24 protein-coding genes are annotated in these 22484 nt (G+C 64.9%); 20 read left to right on the top strand and 4 right to left on the bottom strand.

Annotated features, from left to right (window positions below):
• Nucleotides 1-123 precede the first annotated feature (123 nt).
• Complete coding sequence (locus NA2_RS17795; RefSeq protein WP_008598483.1) at nt 124-1128, top strand: helix-turn-helix domain-containing protein; 1005 nt, start codon at nt 124-126, stop codon at nt 1126-1128.
• Between the two features lie 24 nt (nt 1129-1152).
• On the opposite strand, the gene NA2_RS17790 is transcribed toward NA2_RS17795, so the two are convergent.
• Nucleotides 1153-1590 carry a DUF4265 domain-containing protein gene (locus NA2_RS17790; protein WP_008598481.1) on the bottom strand — a complete coding sequence of 146 codons (438 nt, stop codon included), beginning with the start codon at nt 1588-1590 and terminating at the stop codon, nt 1153-1155.
• A 193-nt stretch (nt 1591-1783) separates the two neighbouring features.
• Here NA2_RS17790 and NA2_RS17785 point away from each other — a divergent pair, with 193 nt between their 5' ends.
• From NA2_RS17785 to NA2_RS17775, 3 genes are all read left to right on the top strand, one after another.
• Nucleotides 1784-2158 carry a hypothetical protein gene (locus NA2_RS17785; RefSeq protein WP_008598480.1) on the top strand — a complete coding sequence of 125 codons (375 nt, stop codon included), beginning with the start codon at nt 1784-1786 and terminating at the stop codon, nt 2156-2158.
• 131 nt (nt 2159-2289) lie between these two features.
• Complete coding sequence (locus NA2_RS17780) at nt 2290-2718, top strand: VOC family protein (protein ID WP_008598478.1); 429 nt, start codon at nt 2290-2292, stop codon at nt 2716-2718.
• Between the two features lie 141 nt (nt 2719-2859).
• Complete coding sequence (locus NA2_RS17775; RefSeq protein WP_202803253.1) at nt 2860-3324, top strand: hypothetical protein; 465 nt, start codon at nt 2860-2862, stop codon at nt 3322-3324.
• A 32-nt stretch (nt 3325-3356) separates the two neighbouring features.
• On the opposite strand, the gene NA2_RS21320 is transcribed toward NA2_RS17775, so the two are convergent.
• A complete protein-coding gene (locus NA2_RS21320; protein WP_008598475.1) occupies nt 3357-4265 on the bottom strand; it encodes a LytTR family DNA-binding domain-containing protein in 909 nt (302 codons plus the stop codon).
• Here NA2_RS21320 and NA2_RS22035 point away from each other — a divergent pair.
• Nucleotides 4254-5201, top strand: a complete 948-nt coding sequence (locus NA2_RS22035) for a helix-turn-helix domain-containing protein (protein WP_274531973.1) — start codon at nt 4254-4256, stop codon at nt 5199-5201. The two genes, NA2_RS21320 and NA2_RS22035, sit on opposite strands and share 12 nt — an antisense overlap.
• A gap of 71 nt (nt 5202-5272) precedes the next feature.
• Here the strand turns inward: NA2_RS22035 and NA2_RS17760 are convergent, their stop codons facing one another.
• Nucleotides 5273-5593 carry a hypothetical protein gene (locus tag NA2_RS17760; protein ID WP_008598472.1) on the bottom strand — a complete coding sequence of 107 codons (321 nt, stop codon included), beginning with the start codon at nt 5591-5593 and terminating at the stop codon, nt 5273-5275.
• A gap of 144 nt (nt 5594-5737) precedes the next feature.
• On the opposite strand from NA2_RS17760, the gene NA2_RS17755 reads away from it, so the two are divergent.
• The 9 genes from NA2_RS17755 (at nt 5738) to NA2_RS17715 (ending at nt 15152) form a co-directional block, all read left to right on the top strand.
• On the top strand, nt 5738-6898 hold the full coding sequence (locus NA2_RS17755) for a mandelate racemase/muconate lactonizing enzyme family protein (RefSeq protein WP_008598470.1): 1161 nt from the start codon (nt 5738-5740) through the stop codon (nt 6896-6898).
• Nucleotides 6899-6931: 33 nt separating this feature from the next.
• Nucleotides 6932-8104: a M24 family metallopeptidase gene (locus tag NA2_RS17750; RefSeq protein WP_008598469.1), complete on the top strand. Its 1173-nt coding sequence runs from the start codon at nt 6932-6934 to the stop codon at nt 8102-8104.
• A gap of 113 nt (nt 8105-8217) precedes the next feature.
• Complete coding sequence (locus NA2_RS17745) at nt 8218-9657, top strand: amidohydrolase family protein (RefSeq protein WP_008598467.1); 1440 nt, start codon at nt 8218-8220, stop codon at nt 9655-9657.
• Between the two features lie 308 nt (nt 9658-9965).
• Nucleotides 9966-11054, top strand: coding sequence for an NAD/NADP octopine/nopaline dehydrogenase family protein (locus tag NA2_RS17740; protein WP_040678439.1), 1089 nt, complete (start codon nt 9966-9968; stop codon nt 11052-11054).
• Nucleotides 11051-11941: a dipicolinate synthase subunit DpsA gene (locus tag NA2_RS17735; RefSeq protein WP_008598464.1), complete on the top strand. Its 891-nt coding sequence runs from the start codon at nt 11051-11053 to the stop codon at nt 11939-11941. The genes NA2_RS17740 and NA2_RS17735 overlap by 4 nt, the downstream gene beginning before the upstream one ends.
• Complete coding sequence (locus NA2_RS17730; RefSeq protein ID WP_008598463.1) at nt 11938-13284, top strand: dihydroorotase; 1347 nt, start codon at nt 11938-11940, stop codon at nt 13282-13284. Before NA2_RS17735 ends, NA2_RS17730 begins: the two co-directional genes overlap by 4 nt.
• Complete coding sequence (locus tag NA2_RS17725; protein ID WP_008598462.1) at nt 13284-13964, top strand: hypothetical protein; 681 nt, start codon at nt 13284-13286, stop codon at nt 13962-13964. The genes NA2_RS17730 and NA2_RS17725 overlap by 1 nt, the downstream gene beginning before the upstream one ends.
• Nucleotide 13965: 1 nt before the next feature.
• Complete coding sequence (locus NA2_RS17720; RefSeq protein WP_008598461.1) at nt 13966-14166, top strand: 2-hydroxymuconate tautomerase; 201 nt, start codon at nt 13966-13968, stop codon at nt 14164-14166.
• Entirely contained in the window at nt 14163-15152 is a 990-nt protein-coding gene (locus tag NA2_RS17715) for an isochorismatase family protein (RefSeq protein WP_008598460.1), read from the top strand. The genes NA2_RS17720 and NA2_RS17715 overlap by 4 nt, the downstream gene beginning before the upstream one ends.
• A gap of 115 nt (nt 15153-15267) precedes the next feature.
• On the opposite strand, the gene NA2_RS17710 is transcribed toward NA2_RS17715, so the two are convergent.
• Nucleotides 15268-16593: a cytosine deaminase gene (locus NA2_RS17710; RefSeq protein WP_040678456.1), complete on the bottom strand. Its 1326-nt coding sequence runs from the start codon at nt 16591-16593 to the stop codon at nt 15268-15270.
• Between the two features lie 249 nt (nt 16594-16842).
• Here NA2_RS17710 and NA2_RS17705 point away from each other — a divergent pair, with 249 nt between their 5' ends.
• The 6 genes from NA2_RS17705 (at nt 16843) to NA2_RS17680 (ending at nt 22330) form a co-directional block, all read left to right on the top strand.
• On the top strand, nt 16843-17616 hold the full coding sequence (locus NA2_RS17705) for a GntR family transcriptional regulator (RefSeq protein ID WP_008598457.1): 774 nt from the start codon (nt 16843-16845) through the stop codon (nt 17614-17616).
• A gap of 25 nt (nt 17617-17641) precedes the next feature.
• A complete protein-coding gene (locus NA2_RS17700) occupies nt 17642-18106 on the top strand; it encodes a RidA family protein (RefSeq protein WP_008598456.1) in 465 nt (154 codons plus the stop codon).
• Nucleotides 18107-18108: 2 nt separating this feature from the next.
• A complete protein-coding gene (locus NA2_RS17695; RefSeq protein ID WP_040678452.1) occupies nt 18109-19119 on the top strand; it encodes a CobW family GTP-binding protein in 1011 nt (336 codons plus the stop codon).
• 513 nt (nt 19120-19632) lie between these two features.
• On the top strand, nt 19633-20625 hold the full coding sequence (locus NA2_RS17690; RefSeq protein WP_040678438.1) for an ABC transporter substrate-binding protein: 993 nt from the start codon (nt 19633-19635) through the stop codon (nt 20623-20625).
• 4 nt (nt 20626-20629) lie between these two features.
• Nucleotides 20630-21463, top strand: a complete 834-nt coding sequence (locus NA2_RS17685; protein WP_008598452.1) for an ABC transporter permease — start codon at nt 20630-20632, stop codon at nt 21461-21463.
• A gap of 66 nt (nt 21464-21529) precedes the next feature.
• Entirely contained in the window at nt 21530-22330 is an 801-nt protein-coding gene (locus tag NA2_RS17680; RefSeq protein ID WP_008598451.1) for an ABC transporter ATP-binding protein, read from the top strand.
• Nucleotides 22331-22484 lie beyond the last annotated feature (154 nt).

Below are 22484 nucleotides of genomic sequence, written 5' to 3'. Positions count from 1 at the left end.
CGGGGTCTTCATAAGCGCGGGCTAAAAACTTGACTATAACAATCAGGTTCATGGATACTGCGATCGGGTCCATAATTTGCCGTGAACCGGCGTTTCGGGGGCGTGATCCATGGATTTGCAGCCATGAGTTTACGGGTTGAGCAGCGGGCGCTGGCGCAGTCCGATCAGCAGGAAGTGGTGGTTCTCGGCCCGAGTCCGGCCGAGGAGACGCGTGCGCCCCCCACCACGGAAGGCGCCTACAAGATCCTGGGCGTTCGCAATGGTCTGACGATCTCGGTCTTCGACATCGTGGTCGGTGAGGACTTCGTCGGGCGCTACCAGACGGAACCCTGCGTCGCCATCGACTGCCTCTTTCATGCTTCGGGGCAGGGCTGGATTCTCGATGCCGGCGGGGCGCGCGCCGCCGCGGTGCCCTATCGACCGGGCCGGGTCTATGTGATGTCGGCTCCGAAGGGGGCGACGGGCTATTACGACGTGCCGCTCGGCACGCGGTTCAGGGGGATCGACATTCGCGTCGGCATGGACCTCTGGGAGCGGCTCGGCGCCGGCGATCTGCTGGACGCCCTGAATGGCGAACATCCGTTGCACTCGGCGTCGAGCGGCGAGACCTGGGTCGGCGTCCTGCCGGTGCCGCCGGAGCTTCTGGGGCACATCAAGGCGCTGTTCGACAGCGCGATGTCGGAGCGTGGCGACCTGGTTCTCGAGGCGCGCGCCCTGGACATCATCAGCACTGCGATCGCTGCCATGCGAAAGGTGCAGCCGGCGGCCACGCCGCCGCGCGACCGCCGCCAGTTGCGGCAGGTGCGTGAACTGATGGTCTCCGATCTCGCGAGGGACTGGACGATCGAGGCGCTGGCGCGCGAGGCGGGACTCAGCCAGAAGCGGCTGAAGACCGGATTTCGCGGCCTGTACGGGGTCGCGGTGTATGCCTATCTGCAGGAGCAGCGGCTTCTCGAGGCGCGCCGGCTCCTGGGCGCGGGCGGGATGAGCGTCACCCAGATCGCGCTGTCCGTCGGATACAACAGCGCGAGCCATTTCTCGCGCCTGTTCGCCCGCCGGTTTGGCCTGCAGCCATCGAGGGTGCCCGGCTTTGCCGGTCGGCCGGCCTCTTTCGAGGCTGATGATTGAGGGCTTCCCGCCGGGCGGATGGGCCTAATTGCCGGTCTCGTAGGCTAGGTGCCCTCGTTTCTCATGGGCATCCAGAAAGACACGCACCGCCAGCGCAATGCTTCTGTCGGCGGCATCGACCGCGATCAGGTTCCCGGAAGACCGCTCCACCAGAGCCCCGCGCGCGGCAAGCGCGCGCACGATTTCTTCCTGCGGATGAGCGGACCCGCCGAACCAGACCCTGAACACCGAGCGCCCCGACAGGGAGACTGTCCTCAACACTTCATGGTCGTGATCGGTTTCGACGATGTCGGCGAGGGCGAGGTTGTAGGTGAAGAAAGGGATGCAGCAGATCTCGAATCGATGGTCGCCGACCTGACGGGCCCATAGCTGCTCCGTCCGGTCCGCCTCCGGCAGCCGCGCGGCGATGATGAAGTCAGAGCGTTCCCGCCATACCGGTTCGGTGTGCACGGATTCGATCATGGCACCGGTCGCTCGCTGTTGGCACGGAAGATCACCAAACGCCGGGCACGCCATTGAGGAGACGGCCCTTCGACGTCACCCGACCGACAGGGTTTTATCCGGATGCGCCCGTCGCGGCTATTACCTCCCGCATAATCGATTTGCTTTCGGATACGGCGTCATATGCCTCCATTCCAAAACCGGAGGCATCGCCATGATCCTGAAGAAAATCCTTGCCCTCGACGCAATCACCTGCGCGCTGATGGGCGTCGTCCTCGTATCGTTCGCTTCCATACTGTGCGAACTGATGGGGGTTTCCAAAGACCTCTTGTTCTACGCCGGCTGCCTGCTCTTCCCGACAGCGGCGTTCATGGCCTTCCTGTCGTATCAGGACGATCCATCAGCTTCGGGTGTCCGGCTTGTCGTGATCGGCAACATCGCCTGGGTCGCGGCGAGCTTCCTTGTGCTGGCCATTGCCGGCCCGAACCTGGTGGGTGCCGGCTTGATCATCCTGCAGGCGCTGGTGGTCGTGCTGTTTGCCTGGGCGGAATTCCGTGCGGCGCCCCGCCTGCAACCCCGTATCGGCTGAGGACCATTCCAATGAAGTCCATCTTTCCCCGACGGGCAGTCCTGAGGGCTTTTGCCCTGCTTCCAGTTCTGCCGACCCTGGCGCCGGTGCCCGGTCTGGCAAACACGTCCGCCACCAAAGGAGATGCTCCAATGAAAGTTCGCGACCTCTACCCGCTCGTCACCACACCCGCCCTGACCGAGACCCGGGACTTCTATGTCACCCACTTCGGTTTCCAGGTGGCGTTCGAGGCGAGCTGGTTCATCTACCTCGTCGGACCGGGTGAGGCTGGGAACCGAGGTGCAACGCTGGCCTTCATGCATCCCGACCATCCCTCCAACCCGCCCGGGCCGGAGAATTTCAACGGTCAGGGCATGATCCTGACGGTCGAGGTCGGCGACGCGGCCTCGATGTTCGAGCGGTTCAAGGCGAATGGCGCCCCTATCGTCCATCCTCTGACGGATGAGGCGTGGGGGCAGCGGCGGTTCATGACCCGGGATCCGGCTGGCGTTCTCGTCGATGTGGTCGAGCAGATCCAGCCCGCCGAGGGTTTCTGGGATCAGTACATGGTTCAGGATTGAGTTGCGGCTTCGATCCGAACCGATAGAAGCCGGGGCGTGGTCATAGACACTGCCCCGGCGAGAACGGAAACGCCGCGCGATCCCGGTGCCGATGCGCGGCCGGCCTCATCGTCATCGACAGGCGCCGGGTCAGGAGTTTTCGTGACTTACGTGCCGGGACAGCGGCTATCGGCCTTCCTTCGGGACATGGAAAAATCGGGCGTGTGGTCGCTGGTCACAGGCGTATCGGACGACGGGGCGAACTGGCAGCTTGCCGGCTCGACGTGGGAGGCCCAAGTCGTCGTCGAACCTCGGCGCTGGATCGGGCTGGCGTTCGAGGCGCGCGATCCGGCGACGGGACGCAAGGCCAGCTACGACATCGACACGGACCTCTATGACATCCGGGACGCTTACCGCGATTTCGCCGAGGCGATCGAAGACGACATCATCGCGTTTCTCGGCGATCTGAGGGATGGACGGGTCCTGCGGAAGGTCGGCGGCTCCGGGTTCGTCGTTCTTGTTCCCGCCGGTGACGGTTTCACCCGCATCACGAAAGGCTGGGTCCTGACCACGAGCGAGCGCTCGGAAGGGCTCCGGGCCGGGGAGGAATACGTCCCCATAGGCTGACCGAGGTCTTCGTGCGGACCTCCCGCCGCATGTCAAACGCCGAGACGATCCCGGTAGCGGCGCGAGCCTCGTATCTCGGAACCGTCGATGAGCTTGATGGACAGGTCGCCATCGCCCGTCGGCGCGATCTCGTGAACCCTGCTGCGGTTGATGATGTGGGACCGGTGAACCCGCACGACGTCGATGCCGGCATCGCGCAGGAGGTCCTCCAGGGCCGTCAACCCCGTGCGGGGCAGGTAGGTCCTGCCGGCCGCGTGCAGCTCGACATAATTGCCCGCGGCCTTGGCCCAGTCGACGGAGCCGGCCTCAAGCAGGACGACCCGCCCGCCGTCCTTCAGCGTGATCCGGCCCGTGTCGCGCGCCTCGCTTCGCGCCGCCTCTGTTTCCTGTATGACCTCTTCCAGCCTGCGCGAGGACATCAGCAGCGCCACGACGACGGCAAAAGGAAAAAGGTCCTTCCTGTACTCGTAGAGAAGGTCGCGGACAGGGTCGGTCAGGAGCTTGTACTCCTCGCCCGTGATCGGTGGAACGAGGACGGCGCGCAGCGCCGCCATTCCGCCGACATGCAGAAGCGAGAAGACGATGCTGAGGACGAGCATCATCGCGATCGAATAGGGGATGCCGCCCGACCACAGCGGCCGATGCCTCTGCATCAGGATCAGCAGGACGATCGGGACCATGATCGCCGCCATGCTTGTGAACTCCAGCACCCATGGCAGGCGCGCATCCATCTCGATCCCGGCGCGCTCCGCTTCCGTGGCGATGGAGGATGCGTTGATGGCGGCGACCATCGGAAAGAAGATCAGGCAGGTGGCGCCGACGCGGCGCGCGATGCGCCGCTCGAGCAAGCGTTCGGCGACCCGTTCCCCATCCGCAAGCGATTTCCGCCGTTCGTCCCACAAGGCCGCCGCTCGTCCCTTCGTGCTTTCATGCATGGTCATGAAACTCTACCCGATTTCCACCGAACCAGTTGTGACTCATTTTTGCCAAGGCAGCAGCGGCTCTTGCGACACGACTTGCAATTCATCGATCCTCTTCCCCTGGAGCGCAGGGGCCTCCTCAATGGCGCGGATGCATCTCCCGCGGCTTGCGCTTCCAATCTGTGCAGGATCCTGCGCGGTTCCCGTGAACGCAGGGGTCTCAGCCAGATGGAGCTCGCCCTGCGTCTCGGTTTTTCGGCGCGCCACATCAGCTTCGTCGAAAGCGGCCGGGCGAAACCCAGCCGGCTTCTGATCGAGAGCTGGCTGGAAGAGGTAGACGCACAGCCGTCCATACGCAACGCTGCATTGCACCATGCCGGCTTCACGCCGCAGTCGAGCGCCGGCCTGAGCGCCAGCCCCGCTCCTCCATGGAACGCGCGGCTTCTGGAGCAGCTTCTGTTCGTGCACGAGCCGTTCCCGGCATTCTGCTTCGACGCGGACTGGAAGATCCGCGCCGCCAATCGCGGCGCCTCATGGCTGATGTCACTCGTCATGCCCCGGTACCTGCAGACCCTGCGGCCCGGTGATCCGGTGGACATGATCGAGGCATGCATCCATCCCGACGGGCTGCTGTCCCGGATGCGCGATCCCGGCACCGTGGGCTGGGGCCTGTTTCGGCAGCTGGAACTGGAGAGTGCGGCCACGCATACGCTGCATCAGCGCGTCAGGCGCCTGGCGCTGTCGCTCGAAGAGCGTTTCGGGACTTGTCCCGAGAACGGGATAGCCGGCTGCCCGGTGTTCGGCTTCGACACGGCTCGAGGCCGGCTGGACTTCTTCCGCTTCCAGAGCCTCATGGATCTTCCGCAGGACGTCACCCTGCGATCCTTCCGCGTCGAGGTGTCCCTGCCGATGGACGATCACACCAAGCGCGTGATGCAGGCGGCCGTGCATGAGTGAGCATCAGGCCGGCCGTTCGGCGTCTCCCGCATAAGGTCGATGACGGTCCCGGCGACGTAGCCGGTCCGGTGCTACTGGTCGATGTCGTCCGTGTAGACGTGACGCTCGAAGCGGGTCAGCAGGGAATGCATCTGCGTCTTGGCGGCCTCGAATGCCGGCGATCCGGCGCGCGCTGCACGGTCCGCTTCGTAGGCCTGCCGGGTCGGGAACCTGCACTCCCAGCGCAGGTCGGGACCATCCCCTTCCAGCCTGGCGAAGATCCGGCCGGGATCGAGGCCGAGATCGCGCCGGATCGCGGTCGCCTTGCGGCGCTGTTCCAGCACCGCGTCGAACTGACCTTCCCTGGCAAAGTAATTGGTGATTTCGACGATCATCTTGTCGTGCCCCCGCATCGTGCACCCGCGTGTCCGGCGCTCCTGAAAATCATCACGCCCGTCGCTTGACGACTCAAATTCATGATCATAAAGTGTGATCACATTAGATGATCGCAGCTTAGCAAGCCGCACCCTGCATGACAACCAACAAGGTGAAGACCGTTGCCAACGATTAAGTCCGTCGAAACGCTGATTGTCCAACTGCCGACGCGCCGCGAGCACAAATGGGCGGGTCTGACCGAGGTGATCGGGCGCTATGTCATGGTCAAGATCACCGACAGCGATGGCCGTGTCGGCTGGGGCGAGGCGCCCGCGCTCAAGGACTGGGGCGGCGAGTTCGGACGCTATTTCGGTGAATCGGCGATGATCGTGCGCTCGGTCATCGACACCTATCTGGCGCCCGCCGTCATCGGGGTGGAACTCGGAAACTTCGCCGAGCTGCATGCGCGGATGGATGCGATCATTCGCGGCTATCCCTATGCCAAGGCCGCTGTGGAATTTGCCGCCTACGACGTGACGGGCCGTTGGCTGAACGTCCCCGTCCACACGCTGCTCGGCGGGAAGGCGCGCGACAGGGTGCCGGTCACCCATTCCATCGGCCTGATCTCGATCGAGGAGGCGCGCGGCGAGGTGGCGAAGCTGGTCGACGAAGGGATCAAGACCATCAAGGTCAAGATCGGCGTCGATCCTGCCCGGGACGTCGCCATGGTCGATGCGGTGCGCGAGGTCGCCGGCGATGCGGTGGAGATCTGCGTCGACGCCAATGAAGGATACCGCATGCCGGGCGAGGCCGTTCAGACGGTGCGCCTGATGGAGAAGAACCGGCTCAAATATGTGGAGCAGCCGGTCATGGGGATCGAGCGCATCGCCGAGGTCGGCCGGCGCATCGACGCGCCGGTGATGGCGGACGAATCCGCATGGAACGCGCACGACGCCATCCAGATCATCCAGCATGGCGGCATCCAGATCATCTCGATTTACACGACCAAGGCCGGGGGGCTCTACAAGGCCATGGAGGTCGGCGCCGTGTGCCGCGCCGCGGGGATCATCTGCAACGTCAACGGCTCGATCGAGACCGGTATCGGCAATCTCGCCAATGTGCAGCTGGCGGCCGCCTGTCCGGCGGTGACACTGTCCTGCGTCATCCCGGTTTCCACGCCGGCCGAGGCGCAGAACGGGCAGGTCGGCGGGATCTACTACAAGGACGACCTGCTGGTCGCGCCGATGCAGCTTTCCGACGGCGCCATCGTCATTCCCGACGGACCCGGCATGGGCATCGATGTCGACGAGGCGAAGGTCGAGAAGTACCGCCTGCGCGACTGAGCGCACACAACATCCTAGGAGAGGGGAACACAGATGCGGTCAGAAATCGTCGCAAAGCAGACAAAGGCGATGTCCGAGCACGGGATCGACGCCATCATTTGCTCGTCGCCCGAGAATTTCGCCTACACGGCCGGTTTCGTCGTGCCGTCGCAGCCCCTCATCCGGCATCGCCACGCCATGACCATCGTGACGGCGGATGGGCGGAAGGAAGTCTTCGGCGTCGACATGGAGGCATCGACGATCAGGCGGAAGCTGCCGGATCTGCCGACACGCATCTGGGCGGAATTCTCCGACGACCCGATGCGGGTGCTGGCCGACCAGCTCCACACGCTGGGCCTCGGCAAGGCGCGGATCGGTATCGAGATGGACTATCTGCCGGCCGGGGATTTCGCGCGGCTGGCGGCGGCCATGCCGGGCGCGCGCTTCGAGCATGCGGAACCGATCCTGGCGCGTCTGCGACAGATCAAAACCGCCGGGGAAATCGATCTCCTGCGCCGGCTGTCGCGGATCGCCGACCAGGCCATCACCGACACGCTCGCCATGGTGGACGAGGGGGATTCGGAGATGGACATTGCCGGCCATCTGACCCGCAACGTCTATTCGCTCGGCGCCGAGCATTTCAAGCTCCTCATTGTCGCGACCGGCGAGCGCAGCACGCTTCCCAATGTGGGCCCCTCGGAACGGATCCTGAAGCGCGGCGATGTCTGCCGGGTCGAGATCTTCTCGGTGATCAACGGTTATCAGGCTGGCGTCTGCCGCACGGCCGTCGTCGGCGAGGCGCCGCCGATGGCCGATGAGATCTGGAGCCATCTCGTCGAGTGCAAGTACGAAATCATGGAGAAGGTGAAGCCGGGCGCGAGCTGCCGCGCGATCTACGACGCGTTCATCGCCAAGCTCGCCAGGCTCGACCTGCCGCCGATCTCGTTCGTCGGGCATGGCATCGGCCTGCACCTGCACGAGGATCCCTATCTCGGCTTGACGCCAGTGCTCGGCCAGCCGGGCAGCGATGCGCCGCTCGAGGAAAACATGGTGCTGGGCTTCGAGCCGCTCTGCTATGACACGGGCTACGGGTTCGGCATGCAGAACAAGGACATGCTGCTGGTGACGGCCAACGGCTCGGAACTGTTGTCCGACTATGCCGACACGGACCGGCTGATCGTTACCGGAGCCGCCAAGAAAAGCGGCAAGCGGCAGGCCGTCGCCTGAAGACGCCTGAAAGACAGTCCGCGGCAGCATGAGTGCCGCCGCGGAGGCCCTTGCCGTCATCGAGCGGCACGGCGCAAATGGAAATTCCTGGCCAGAGAATTGGGTGGAGCCGCATGCGTACGCTTATCGAGAACCTGAACTTTGCCTTTACGGTCGACGAGGACGACACGGTGCTGCGCGATGCGAGCATCGTCGTCGAGGATGACCGGATTGCGGATATCGGACCCGCCCGGGAAATCGCTTCGCGTCACAATGCCGGAAGCTTCGACGAGGTCATCGACGGCAGCATGATGGGGGCGTGCCCCGGCTTCATCGACAGCCATGTGCATCTTTCCGAGACGTTGTCGCGCGCCGTCTTCCCGGACAACCTCACGACGCGGGCCTGGGTCTTCCATTGGGCCAAGCCGTTCTATGCCCATATCACGGAGGAGGACGAGTACTGGGGAGCGATGCTGGGCATTACCGAAATGCTCCGCTGCGGCACCACATGCTTCCTCGACATGGGGTCGCAGTACGATCCCGGCATCGTCATCCGCGCCATGGAAAAGACCGGCATGCGCGGGATCACCGGGCGTCACGCTGCCGACAATCCTCCGGCGGAACTGCCGCGCGGCTGGACCAAGGAGATGGCCGACCATCACTTCTTCCCCGACGCGGAGTCGGCGCTGAAGGTGCTGGAAGAGTGTGTCGTGCGCTACAACAACACGCTGGACGGGCGCGCTCGCTGCTGGGTCAACATCGAAGGCAAGGAACCGTGCAGCCTCGAGCTGCATGTCGGTGCGGTGGCGCTCGCCGAGAAACTCGGCGTCGGCACCACCTATCACCTGGCGACGTCGATCGAGGAAGCCAAGGTCTGCGAAAGCAAGTATGGCTGCTGGCCGATCACCCGCGTCGATCGTGCCGGCGGCGTCCGCAAGAATCTGGTCATCGCCCACGGTTCAGCCGTGTCCGACGAGGAGGTGCGGCTGCTGGCCGAGCGTGGCGCGAGCGTGGCCTTCTGTCCCTGCTCCTCCTTCAAGCTCGGGAAGGGTGCGACGATGATCGGCAAGTATCCCGAGATGGTCGCGGCCGGCGTCAAGGTCGGGCTCGGCACGGACGGCGTGTCGGCGGCGGGCAACATGAACCTGATGCGGCAGATGCTGATGGTCGCCGGCATGTTCAAGGACGCGCGCATGCAGCCGGATATCTTCACTGCGCGGCAGGCCCTGCGTGCGGCGACGATCGAGGGCGCGCGTGCGCTGATGTGGGATGACGAGATCGGCTCGCTGGAGATCGGCAAGAAAGCCGACTTCATCCTGTTCGATCTCGACCACGTCGAGTGGACGCCTTTCCACGATCCGCTGCAAGCGCTGGTGTTCTCGGCGTCCACGGCTTCGGTCTGCCAGACCTGGGTGGACGGGAAGGCGCTGTACCGCAACGGACGGGTGCAGGGCGTCGACGAGGTGGAGGTGCGGCGCAAGGCGCGCGAACTGGCGGCCGCGGCGGTCGTGCGCGCCGGCCTGCATCAAGATGACGTGGAGACCACGACGACGCTCTACGACGAAGGAAACTGACGCGGTTCGAAGCGGCATGCCGCGCGCTGCCGGCCGGCGGGTTCCCCCGGTGGCGACGGAGGCGCGGGCAGCCCGCCGGGCAATGGAGAACTCTTTGCATTTGCTGGGATAAAGGCTGTTGACCTCGTGCCGCAGATCGGCCGACGATCCTCATCCCGGCACTTGACAATTCAATATGTGATCATAAAGTGTGATCAAATAATTTGATGGCGTTTGTGCCGATACCCGTCGAGGAGGGCGGGAGCCGGTGCGCCGTCAGATGAGGTCACATGGCGATACTAACCGCTCTTTGGCCCTCGGAGGAGAGAATGAAAGTTGCAGTTTTGGGCGCGGGCGCGGGTGGCGCGGCTTCGGTCGCGGAGCTGGTCCAGGCCGGACATGAGGTGCATTTCTGGGCGCGTTCGGCGGGAACGCTCGAGCCGCATGTCGCGCTGGGCGGCGTCGCCTATGAGGGAAAGCTGGGCGAGGGCGTCGCCCGCCCGGGGCTGATCACGACCGATCTCGCGGCGGCGATCGCCGGCGTCGACGTCGCGGTGGTGGTGCTGCCGACCTTTTCGCATTCCGCCATCGCAGGAGCGCTGGCGGCGGCGGGCTGGCCGTCGGAGAAGCCCGTGGTGCTCAACCCCGGCCATACCGGCGGAGCGCTCGAGTTCGCCGAGACCTTCTCGCGAACCGGTCGGGCCGCACCGCCGGTTGTCGAGTTCTCGACGCTCACCTATGTGGCACGCAAATACCGTCCTGACGGGGTGACGGTCAGCGGTCGCGCGAAAGAGCTGAAAGCCGCCGTTCTCGGCGGCGACGCGGCGGCGCTTGACGTCGCGGCGCTGCTCTATCCCGGCGTGAAGCCGGTCGCCGACGTGATCGCCTCGGACCTGTCCAACGTTAACATGATCCTGCATCCTCCGGGCGCCGTCCTCGCGGCGGCATGGGTCGAGGCGACGGGCGGAGCTTTCACCTTCTATGTCGATGCCATGACGCCCGGTGTGGCGCGCATCATGAAAAAGCTCGACGATGAGCGCCTCGCGGTCGCCCGGGCCTTCGGGCACGACCTGCCGAACCTGATCGAGGAGATGAAGCTGCTCGGCACGGTCGAGGCGGATGTTGAGGACACGAGCGATTTTCGCGCGGCGATCGCCGGGGGCGAGGCCAACAAGCGCATCAAGGGGCCGGATTCGCTGGAGTATCGCTACTACAAGGAGGACTTCGGCCACGGATTGCTGCCGTTCCTCGAACTTGCGCGGATCGCAGAGGTCGAAACGCCCGTGGCGCGGTCCCTCTACAATCTCGCCGAGATCGCGGTCGGCACGGACTACCGCCAGGGCGGCCGGACGGCCGAGGCGATGGGCATTGCCGGCCTGACAAGGGACCAGCTGATCGAGAAGGTGCGTGTGCAATGAGTTGGGACAAGACCGTCATCGCCGTCGTCGCCGGGGATGCCCGTGAACAGGAGATTGCCCGCTGCGCGCTGCGCGCCGGCGCCGGCGTGCGCGCCTACGGCTTTCCCTGGCCGGAGGGCGGCATCGAGGGGGTCTACCATGCGAGCGATGCGGCCGACGCGCTGAAGGGGGCGGATTTCGCGCTGTTCCCGATCCCGGGGATCACTGCCGAGGGAGCGCTGTTCGCGCCGAAATGCCCGGAGAAGATCATCCCGACGCGGGAGATGCTGGCCGGGATGAACAAGCCCGGACACATCATCCTCGGCTGGGCGGACGCCAATCTGAAGGGGCATTGCGAGGCGCTCGGCATCACGCTGCACGAGTATGAGTGGGATGTGGACCTGATGCTCCTGCGCGGCCCGGCCATTGTCGAGGGCGTCCTGAAGGTGATCATCGAGAACACCGACATCACCATCCACAAGGCGAACGTCCTGCTGGTCGGGCAGGGCACGATCGGTTCGCTTCTCACGCACACGCTGGTCGGGCTCGGGGCGCATGTCCATGTGGCGGCGCGCAACCCGGTGCAGCGCGCGGCTGCGCACGCCGCCGGCGCGGAGGCCCTGACGCTGGAAGAGATGCCCGGCTTCCTGCCGCGCGTGGACATCGTGATCGGCAGCGTGCCGAAGCGGCTCCTTCAGCGCGACATGCTGCGGCAACTGCCGAAGCACGCGCTTCTGGTCGATGTGGCGGCCCCGCCCGGCACGATCGACCGCGAGGCGGCGGGTGAGCTCGGCCTGAAGGCGGTGTGGGCGCGGGGCATGGGCTCGCGGGCGCCGATCACCGTCGGCCGCAGCCAGTGGACCGGGATCAGCAGGCGCATTGAAGGCATATGGGAGCAGGCATCATGAAGGCGGATCTGGTTATCAAGAATGCGCGCGTCGTCCGGCACGACGGCGAATTTCACGGCGGCGTGGCGGTCAAGGACGGCAAGATCGTCATGACCGGCGCCGACGCGGTGCTGCCGGACGCGGCGCGCACGATCGACGCGGAAGGCCGCGTGCTGATGCCCGGCCTGATCGACCCGCACTGCCATCTGGGCGTCAAGTTCCCGTTCGACGAGGACATGCGCACGGAGACCGCCGCAGCCGCTTCCGGCGGCGTCACGACGGCGCTGCTCTACATCCGCAACCTGAAGGAATCCTATCTGCCTTTCTACGAGGAGCGGAAGGCGATCGGCGAAGAGAATTCGGTGATCGACTTCGGCTTCCATTTCGGCATCCAGCGCGAGGAGCATATCGCCGAGATCCCGGAGATCATCGCCAGGACCGGGGTCAAGTCCTTCAAGTGCTATTTCGGCTACGAGCCGGACAATCCGATCGGCATCGTCCCGGCGACCGACGGCTGGGTCTATGCGGCGATGCGGATTCTCTCGCAGGTTCCGGGCGGTGTGATCAACGTCCACTGCGAGAACACGCAGATCGCCTCCTGGATCAAGAAGGAGATCGCCGCCTCGGGCCGTCAGGACCTCGGCGCCTATACGGAATCGCGCCCCGCCTTCTGCGAGGTCGAGACCATCCGGCGGATGATCTTCCTCGCCGAGAAGACGGGCTGCTCTCTGCATCTCGTCCACACCTCGGTCGGGATGGGACCGGTGCTCGCCGCCGAGGCGCAGGCGCGTGGCGTTCATGTCACGGTCGAGACCTGCCCGCACTATCTCACGCGCACCTGCTACGACGAGGATCTGGACATGCGCGCCAAGATCTCGCCGCCGCTGCGCGACCGGAACGAACTCGAAGGCCTGTGGAACGGCATGCTGAACGGCTCCGTCTACAGCCTCGGCACGGATCACGTCCCGTTCCTGCCGAAGAAGCTGGAAGACCTCTGGACGGAATTTCCGGGCGTCGTCAGCTTCCCGTGGGAGCTATCGCTGATGCTGCATTTCGGCGTCCACCAGCGCGGCCTGCCGCTGACGCGGCTTGTCGAGCTCAACTCGTTCAATCCGGCGCGCCGCTTCGGCCTGTGGCCGCGCAAGGGCCATATCGATGTCGGCTTTGACGCCGATCTCGTCCTGGTCGATCTGGACGAGGAGCGCACCGTCGAGCACACGGGCAAGGGAACCTGCATCTACGAAGGCTGGACGCTCAAGGGCTGGCCGGTGATGACGGTGGCGCGCGGCGACATTGTCTACGAGAACGGCGCCGTCGACGACAGCCATTACGGCCGCGGCCGCTGCGTGACCGTGCCCGCGTGATGACGGGCGGCACCGACCATCTCGATCTGGCCGGCCGGGATCCGCTGATCCCGTCCACGCTCGATCTGCGGGATGCGGTTGCCGGAATCGTCGCGCGCAAGGCGACGCTGCGCCAGGAGCGCCTGTCGGGCATTCACAATCCGTGGGGCCATGCCGTGGCCTTCACCGACCCCTGGGCTTTTCTGGACCTTTGCGAAAGCAGCCTGGTGCTCGATGCGGCCTGCGCGGTTCTCGGGCCGGACTTCATTCTCTGGGACAGCGAGCTGTTCCCGGAGAGCCGGGTCTACGGCGCTTTCCTCGGCGCCGGGCGGGAGGGCCGCTACTGGCCCGTCGCGCCGCGTGCCGGCGCCGTCATTCTCGTGCCGGTCAGCCGTGAACGGCCGGAGGCCCGCGCAGTGCCGCTTGACGGGATCGGTGCTGAGAGTCTGGCCGGGTTCGCGGAGGACGAGCCGCTCTACGTGATCCGGCTGATGCCCGCGACCAGCCGTTTCGAGCGCGACCCCGGCCATCCCGCGCATCGCGCCTGCATGGAAGAGCAGCTGCTCGTCAATTACGCGAACCGTCCGCTCTGGCTGCTGAGCGGCACCGACCGGGCGGCGAACGATCTGACTACGGGTTTCGCGCCCGCCGTGCCCGTGTGGGCGTCCGGCCCGAAACCCATCAATGGAGAGGAGACGTAGAATGCCGTTCGTTGTTGTGGAGATGTGGGAGGGGCGCACGGTCGAGCAGAAGCGCAACCTCGTCAGGGCGATCACCAAGGCCATGGTCGAGGAGGCTGCCTGCAAGCCCGACCACCTGCACGTGGTCATCCATGAGACCCCGAAGGAGAGCTGGGGCCGTGGCGGCGTGCTCGGCATCGACATGGTGGAGAACAAGTCATGAGCCTCGACGTCCTCGACTACCGCAAGTCGGCCCTGCTCGTCATCGACCTGCAGAACGCCTTCATTCACGACAAGGGAACGCTCGGCATCTCCGGCGTCGATACGAAACGTCTCTCGTCGATCGTGCCGCCGCTCGCCAAGCTGATCGCGCGCTGCCAGGAGGTGGGCATTCCCGTCATCTGGACCGTGCAGGAACACTTCGCGATCGATCACAACCGCGCCAGGAAGAAGCTGCTCGGCCATACGGCCAAGCGCAAGCAGGTTTCGGCGCTCGCCGGAAGCTGGGACGAGCAGATCATCGACGAACTGAAGCCGCTCGCCGACGTCAATCCGGCCTTCGTCATCCGCAAGCACCGCTTCGGCGCTTTCCATGAGACGCGCCTGGAGATGATGCTGAAGATGCTGGGCACGCAGCACCTGTTCGTGACGGGCGCGACGACCAATGCCTGCGTCGAGACCTCCATTCGCGAAGCCTATCTGCGCGACTATGACGTGATCGCCGTGGACGATTGCGTGTCGGGCGTCAATGGCGACTGGGAGGCGACCGCAAAGCAGGTCTGGAAACAGTATTTCTGCGAGGTCGCCCAGTCGTCGGAGGTGATCGGCTGGATCGGCGAGCAGGTGAAGCCGCGGGTGACGAATTACGGCCATCAGCTGATCATGGTCGACGATATCGACGCGTCCGTCGATTTCTACACGAAGCAGCTCGGCTTCACGATCCGGCCGGCGAAACCGCTGGCGGACGGACGGCCCTTCACGGCCTTCCACCAGGGCATCGCCCTGATCGGCGGCAAGACGGCCGGGCACAGGCAGCTCGACCATATCGCCTTCGAGGTCAACGACGTCAGGGCGATGGACGCCAGGCTGAAGAAGGCCGGCGTCCGCTACTTCAACGAACTGCACGATGGGCCTTATGGCCTGACCATCTATATCGCCGATCCCGATGGAACCAAGGTCGAGCTGTATCAGGTCGGTGCCAGCGCCTGATCGTCCGGAGCGGGGCCGATCGCTCCCGCTGCGGTGATGGAACTCAGCCACCCGGACGTCCGGGTGGCTTTTTCATGGGAGGATGGCGCGCGTGAGGGTTCGCCCGTCCCGGTATTCATCCGGCGGTCAGCGCGTCGAGCTCCGAATAGCATGGCAGGGGCGCGTCGACGGGACGGCCGGCGCGCAGGACGATCCGGTTGCTCTCGGGTCGCGACAGGACCTCCGACCAGGACCGCCCCTCGAGCAGGATGAGATCGGCCTTTCCGCCGGGCTCGATCACGCCCGTTCCTGACAGGCCCATGATTTCGGCCGGTGTCGCGCTGACCGCCCTCGGCCAGTCGGCCGTCGGATGATCCAGATGCAGGACGCGCGTGGCGAGCCGATAGGTTTCGAGCATGTCCAGGTCGCCATAGGCATGGAAGGGATCGCGGGTGTTGTCCGATGCCAGCGCGACGGGAATGCCGCGCTTCTTCATCTCGTGCAGCAGGGTGACGCCGCGCCACCGGGGCGTCGTCGCATCGTGCCTGCGGTCCTGAAGATAGAGATTGCAGGTCGGCAGCGACACGACGGCGATGCCGGCGCTCGCGACGGCGTCCAGCGTCGCGTCGACCGTGGCGGAGTCCTGTCTCGCCAGTGAGCAGCAATGTCCCACGAGAACGCGGCCCGGAAAGCGGTTGCGTTTTGCCGCGAGGGCGATGCGGTGCAGCGTGTCGGCGGCGGGATCGGCTGTTTCATCGGCATGAAAGTCGAGATCCATCCCCTGCCGTGACGCCACCTGGAACAAGCGGTCCAGCAAGCGATCCAGGTCCGGCGTCGGGTAGGTGACGGCGCCCAGAACGCCGCCCGCGCCGGAGACCCGCCGCGCAAGCCTCGCGAGGAGGTCCTCGTCATGCAGGAAATCGATGGGGACGAGGCTCGCCGCCTGCAGCTCGATGCGCCCGCGCCACTCCTGCCGGAGCTCCTCGAACAGGGGCCAGGAGATGGCGTCCTGCGGAGGGTGGGAATCGAGATGGGTGCGGATGGCGGCGGTGCCGTAATGCAGCGCGCAGCGCAGCGCGAAGTCCATGCGCAGGGCCAGGTCATCGCGTGTCCAGCGGGCTTCGCGGTCGGCCTTCGTCTGGGTGAGCGCCGTCGGGAACGAGCCGTTCGCCAGGGTGGTTCGCGGGAGGATATGTCCCTTGTCGAGATGGGTGTGGCAGTCCACGAAGAGAGGCAGCGCGATGCGTCCGCCGGCGTCCATCGACGGCATCGCATCGGTTGAACTATCGTCGGCATTGATGCCCGCTGGAGTTGCTGCGAGTATCCTGCCGGCCTCGATGGCGAGGTCGCAGAGGAGGAAATCGTCACCGTCGGCCGCCGATGAGGCGATCCCGGTCAGGGTCGCATCGAGACGGATGTTGCGCAGCTTGTAGGACCCTTGTCCGGCCAGGCGGGCGAGCATCGCGCGCAGATCGTCCCGATCCCTCGAATAGGTTGTCACGGTGGCACCTCCTGCCCCTTGAGGCGATCGCTGAAAGAGTGGCGTTTCGGCCGGGAAAAGCTGCCGATTTCCGGTTGCCGGACAGGCAAAAATCATTTATTGATCACAATATGAGATCACAAATAAGCGCCTGTCAACGCTTGGCCGTTTCGGCCATTCCATGACGGGGCGTCGATGGGGTCTCGTCCCGATGCCGGTCTGGAGCCGGCAATGAACGAAGAATTTGCGGAAGGCGAGCGGATGCCGGTCAAGAAGGTCGAGCGATCAGGGACTGACGGCAACCCCGGAGAGAAGCCTCCGCGCGGCCATGTCCATGAACAGGTGCTGCGCTACATGCGTCGCGGGCTGATGGTCGGCGCCTTCCTGCCGGGGCAGGTGATGAGCTTGCGCAAGCTGGCGGCCGGCCTCGGCACCAGCCCCATGCCGGTGCGCGAGGTTCTCAGCCGGCTGGTCGCGGCAAGCGCTCTCGAGGAGACGAAGGGCGGCTCCGTCCGCGTCCCCCGGCTCGGGCCGGAAAAACTCAGCGACCTTTTCGCCGTTCGCGAGATGCTCGAGGGCATGGCCGTCGAGTTGGCCGCTGCCAAGGCGACCCCGGCGCTCATCGACGAGCTGGCGGAGGTCAACAAGCATCTGCTGATCGCCATCGAGAAACGCGACATCCTGAACTGCCTGTCGCTCAATCAGAAGTTCCATTTCACGCTGTATGAGGCATCCGGCTCGGAAGTGCTGATGCCGCTGATCGAGTCGCTGTGGCTGCAGTTCGGGCCGACGATGTACATGTCGCTGCTGATCCCGTCGATGCCGTGGAACGCGTCCGATCACGAGATCATCCTCAATGCGCTCAGGGAAAACAACGTAGCTGCCGCCAAGAAGGGATGCGTCCATGACATACGCACCACTGGCAAGGCGCTGCTCAGCGTCGCTGGTTCGCAGGGCATCGAGCTGCCCTTCGCCAACGGCCTGGAATTGCAGTTCGACAGTTAGAATTGGTCCGAAGGAGTTCGCCAGAGTGGGAAAGATCGACGACAAACTCGCCAGCCTGGGCATCACCCTGCCGGCCACCGTGGCGCCTGCGGCGAATTATGTTCCGGCCCGCCGCCTTGGAACGCAGGTCTTCATTTCCGGGCAGGTGCCGAGCCGTGACGGCAAGGATCTCTACACGGGAAAGCTCGGGTCGGATTTCTCGACCGAAGAGGGACAGGCCGCCGCGCGCGTCTGCGCCGTCAATGTGCTGGCGCAGTTGCGGCAGGCGCTGGACGGTGATCTCGACCGCGTCGTCGGTGTGGTGCGGCTCGGCGGCTTCGTCAACGCGGAGCCGGATTTCGGAGAACATCCGAAAGTGGTCAACGGCGCATCCGACCTGATGGTCGAGGTGTTCGGCGAGGCGGGGCGTCATGCGCGCGCCGCGATCGGCTGCTACTCCCTGCCGCGCAACGTGCCCGTCGAGATCGAGGCCTTGTTCGAGGTCCGTTGACCGTGCTGCCGGCCGCCGCCACCGTCGACGAACGAGTTCCGGTTCACGTCCTGACCGGCTTCCTCGGAAGCGGCAAGACGACGTTCCTGAAGCATCTGCTCGGCGAGCCCGGGCTGGCCGACACGGCGGTCGTCATCAACGAGTTCGGCGAGGTGGGGCTCGATCACCTGCTGGTGCGGGAGGTCTCCGAGGACGTGGTGCTCCTCTCGTCCGGCTGCCTGTGCTGCGCCGTGCGCGACGATCTCGTATCGACGCTGGCCGAGCTCGCATCGCTCGCCGGCACAGGCAGGATGCCGGCATTCAACAGGGTTGTGGTGGAGACCACCGGGCTTGCCGACCCGGCGCCGATCATGCACGCCGTGATGAGTGACCTGCGGCTCTGCCGCGCCTATCAGGCGGGCAGCATCGTGACGACGATTGACGGCGTCAGCGGCGCCCGCAGCATCGGCGATTTCAGCGAGGCGGTCCAGCAGGTGGCGCTTGCCGACTGCGTGGTGGTCACCAAGTCGGATCTCGTGGAGCCGTGGTCACTCGACGCCCTCGATCTGGAGATCGCCCGGATCAACCCTTCCGTTCGCCGCCTGACATCGAGCATGGAGCGGTTTCCGCCGAGCGATGCGATCTTCGCGCATGATGACGACGACTGGCAGCCGCATTTCCTGAGCCAGGACCAGGACCAGGACCAGGGCCCGGCATCCGGCAGGCACAGCGACGGCATCGACACGTTCTCCGTCACGCTGGACAGGCCCGTGCAATGGCCGGCTTTTGTCGAATGGCTGGAGTTGCTGCTGGCCAGTCGGGGCCAGTCCATCCTGCGCGTGAAGGGCTTGCTGCCGGTGATCGGCGACGCGCGTCCCGTGGTGATCCACGGCGTGCAGAACGTCGTCTATCCGCCGCAATATCTGCCGCGCTGGCCCGAAGACACGCCGCGCGGATGGCTCGTCTTCATCGCCCGCGACCTCACGCGGTCGGCGGTCGAAGCCTCGCTGAAGAGCGTTTTCACCGAAACCTAGGCCCGTTCAACGTTTCACAGAAATGCCGAACGGGGCCAATCTCATTGTTTTACCGCGTTCATGCCGGTGTCGGATGATCCAGCCTGACTGCGGAGCGCTCTGTGAACCTTCGCACGGACTGCATTGCGGAGAACCGACCGCGTAGGGTGTGCGCGCCGGAGCGGGGCGAAGGGCGTGATTGCCTTCCGCCCGTGCTGGTTCGTCAGCCGGAGCGCACGACCGTTGCCTGCGCTCGATCCTCGTTCCGGCCGGTGCGCCGCCAATGCTCGCCACATGGCAACAGGCTCCGAGTTGCGGCTCCGGATGGCTGGCGCAAACGGACCCGTCACGACATTCACGCCGAAAATCTCTCGCCATCTCCCGGACTCAGCGCTTGACAATCGGTAAATGTGATCACACTATGAGATCAAGATTGGAGATAACGGTGCATGCCGAACGCTCCGATCTGGGGAGAGAGGCAGACCTTCGGGTCGATCAAAGGGCGCTTGCCGGCGCCCATCAGGGAGGAGAGCTATGTTGTACGTCACAGGTCTCATTCGCAACACGATGCTGGCTGCCACCGCCACTGCAGCCATCGTCTTCACAGCCCAGGGCGCCATGGCGGAGGATGTCAAGGCCCGGTTCAGCTGGAAGCTCAAGGGAGAATACGGCTTCTTCTATCTCGGTGAGGAGAAGGGGCTCTACAAGGATGCCGGCGTCGAGCTGACGCTTGGCGAAGGCGCGGGCTCGCAGGCCGCGCTGGGCGCGCTGATCCAGGGCCAGGAGGATGTCGTCATCCTGCCGGGCATCTTCGCCATCTCGGCGATCCAGAAGGGCATGCCGGTCAAGCTGGTCGCCCTCTACCAGCCGGAATCGCCGATCGCGCTGATTTCCCAGCCCGACAATCCGGTGGTTGCTCCGAAGGATCTGGAAGGCAAGTCGATTGCCCATTCCGTCGGCGAGACGGGAACGTCCTATCTCGGGGTTTTCTGTGAACTGAACGATGTGGACTGCAGCAAGATCAGCAAGGTCCAGATGGACTCGCAGTCGCGCGTGCCGCAGTTCCTCCAGAAGCAGATCGATCTGGTCAGCGTCTACATGACCAATGACCTTCCCGTGCTCGAGGAAAGGACCGGGACCAAGTTTCCCACCCTCGACATGACGAAGTACGGCCTTGCCATTCCCGGCATGGCGGTGGTCGCCAGCAATGACGGCATCGAGAACAAGACGGAAGTGCTCCGCAACTTCCTCGCTGCCACCGGCAAGGCGATCGACATGGCGCGCGCCGACCCCGACGCCGCCACGGCGGCGTTGAAGAAGGTCTGGCAGGCCGGACCCTCCGACAAGGTGGTTCGCCAGCAGGTCGAAGCGACCTCCGCCTCGATCCATTCGCCGAGCGGCCAGCCGACCGGCTGGATCGACGAGAAGGCGATATCCGACGCGCTGAAGCTTATCGGCAGCGTCGAAGACATCGGGGAGGCGAAGCCGCTCTCCACCTTCTACACCAACGAACTCTTGACGCAGTGAGGTTATGGTGGCGAACACGGATGCTATCGGCGCCGGCAGGGCGCGCACGGGACAGAGCAAGACCATGAGCAAGAAGAAGAAGCGCACACCATGGACCGAGCGATACTCGGCGCTGATCCTGGCGGCGGTCCTGTTCGGAGCATGGCAGATCCTGGTTCCCCTGTCGGGCGTGTCGGAATTTGTCCTGCCGACACCCCTGGCGATCGCCAAGCGCATCGTGAGCGAGGCTCCGCTGCTCGCCACCCATGCCTATGTGACACTGTTCGAGGTGGTTTCCGGCTTCGCCATCGGGGTGCTTTTCGGCGTCCCGCTGGCGCTCGCCATCTTCTACTCGCGGGCGTTCGAGCGTGCGATCTATCCGCTTCTGGTGGCGTTGCAGACCGTGCCGAAGGTGGCTCTGGCGCCGCTTCTGGTGCTCTATCTCGGTTACGGCTGGGCACCGAAGATCACGCTTGCCTTTCTGATCTCGTTCTTTCCGATCGTCATCTCGACCGTCGTGGGGCTGCAGTCGCTGGACAAGAACCTGGTCAATCTGGTCCGTTCGATGGGGGCCAACGAGTTGCAGACCTTCTTCAAGGTCCGCCTGCCGGCGGCGCTGCCCAGCATCTTCGGCGGCTTCAAGGTTGCCATCTCGCTGGCCGTGATCGGCGCGGTGATCGGCGAGTATGTCGCTGCGGAACGCGGCCTCGGCTATCTTCAGCTTCAGGCAAACTCGCTCTTCGACACGACGCTGAACTTCGCCACGGTGGTGACGATTTCCGGTCTCGGCGTCCTGCTCTACTTCGCGCTGGACCTGATCGAGACCCGTGTCGCCTACAAGCGGGACGCGGCCAAATAGGCCAGCCGAAAGCCCCTGAGTGGATCAGTCATCCACGACACATGTTAGGTTAAGCGAGGCAAATCCATGAATGCCATCAGTCAAACCGGGGCAGCGGTCGATATCTCCCGGCTGTCGAAGACATACGAGGTGCGCGAGGACGACGACGTCGTCGCGCTCGACGGGATCGACCTGCAGTTCGAGCCGGGCAGCTTCGTGGCCGTGGTCGGCCCCAGCGGCTGCGGCAAGAGCACCCTTCTGTCCCTCATGGCAGGGCTGACGGGGATCACGACCGGTACCATCGCGATCGACGGCGAAACGATCAGCAAGCCGCATCCCAAGATCGGCGTCGTGTTCCAGTCCGACCTGCTGCTCTACTGGCGCACGGTGCTCGACAACATCCTGCTGCCGATCGAGATCAAGAAGCTCGACATCGCCAGGTACAGGGTCCGCGCCGAGGAACTCCTGACCCAGGTGGGCCTCGAGGGCTTCGGCAACAAATATCCCTCGGAACTGTCCGGCGGCATGCGCCAGCGCGTTGCGATCTGCCGCGCGCTGATCCAGGAGCCGGGCCTGCTTTTGATGGACGAGCCGTTCGGCGCGCTGGACGCGCTGACGCGCGAGCAGATGATCATGGATCTGCAGGCGATGTGGCTCAAGGCCGGCAATACGGTTCTCTTCATCACGCATGGCATCGACGAGGCCGTCTTCCTCGCCGACCGCGTGCTGGTGATGTCGCCGCGCCCCGGACGGATCGACCTCGATCTCAAGATCGACATGCCGCGCCCGCGCCAATGGGGCAGCACCCATGAGGACAAGGCCTATCACGGCTATGTCCGGCAGATCCGCGAGATCTTCGAGGCCAAGGGCGTGCTGGTCTCCCACTGACCGGCACTCCGGTCCGCGGACCGACAACCCAACCTATCGGAACTGGTGCCGCCGGGGCGTTGCCCCGGCCAACCGGCAGGCGCGTGGAGCAGCCGCATGACGCAGACGATCTTCATTCCCCGGGAGCTCGACGTAACGGAAGGGCGTGTTTCGG

The organism is Nitratireductor pacificus pht-3B (assembly GCF_000300335.1).
GTDB lineage: Bacteria > Pseudomonadota > Alphaproteobacteria > Rhizobiales > Rhizobiaceae > Nitratireductor > Nitratireductor pacificus.
The sequence above is the reverse complement of the archived record's forward strand: the minus strand, read 5'-3'. Positions and strand labels throughout refer to the sequence as shown.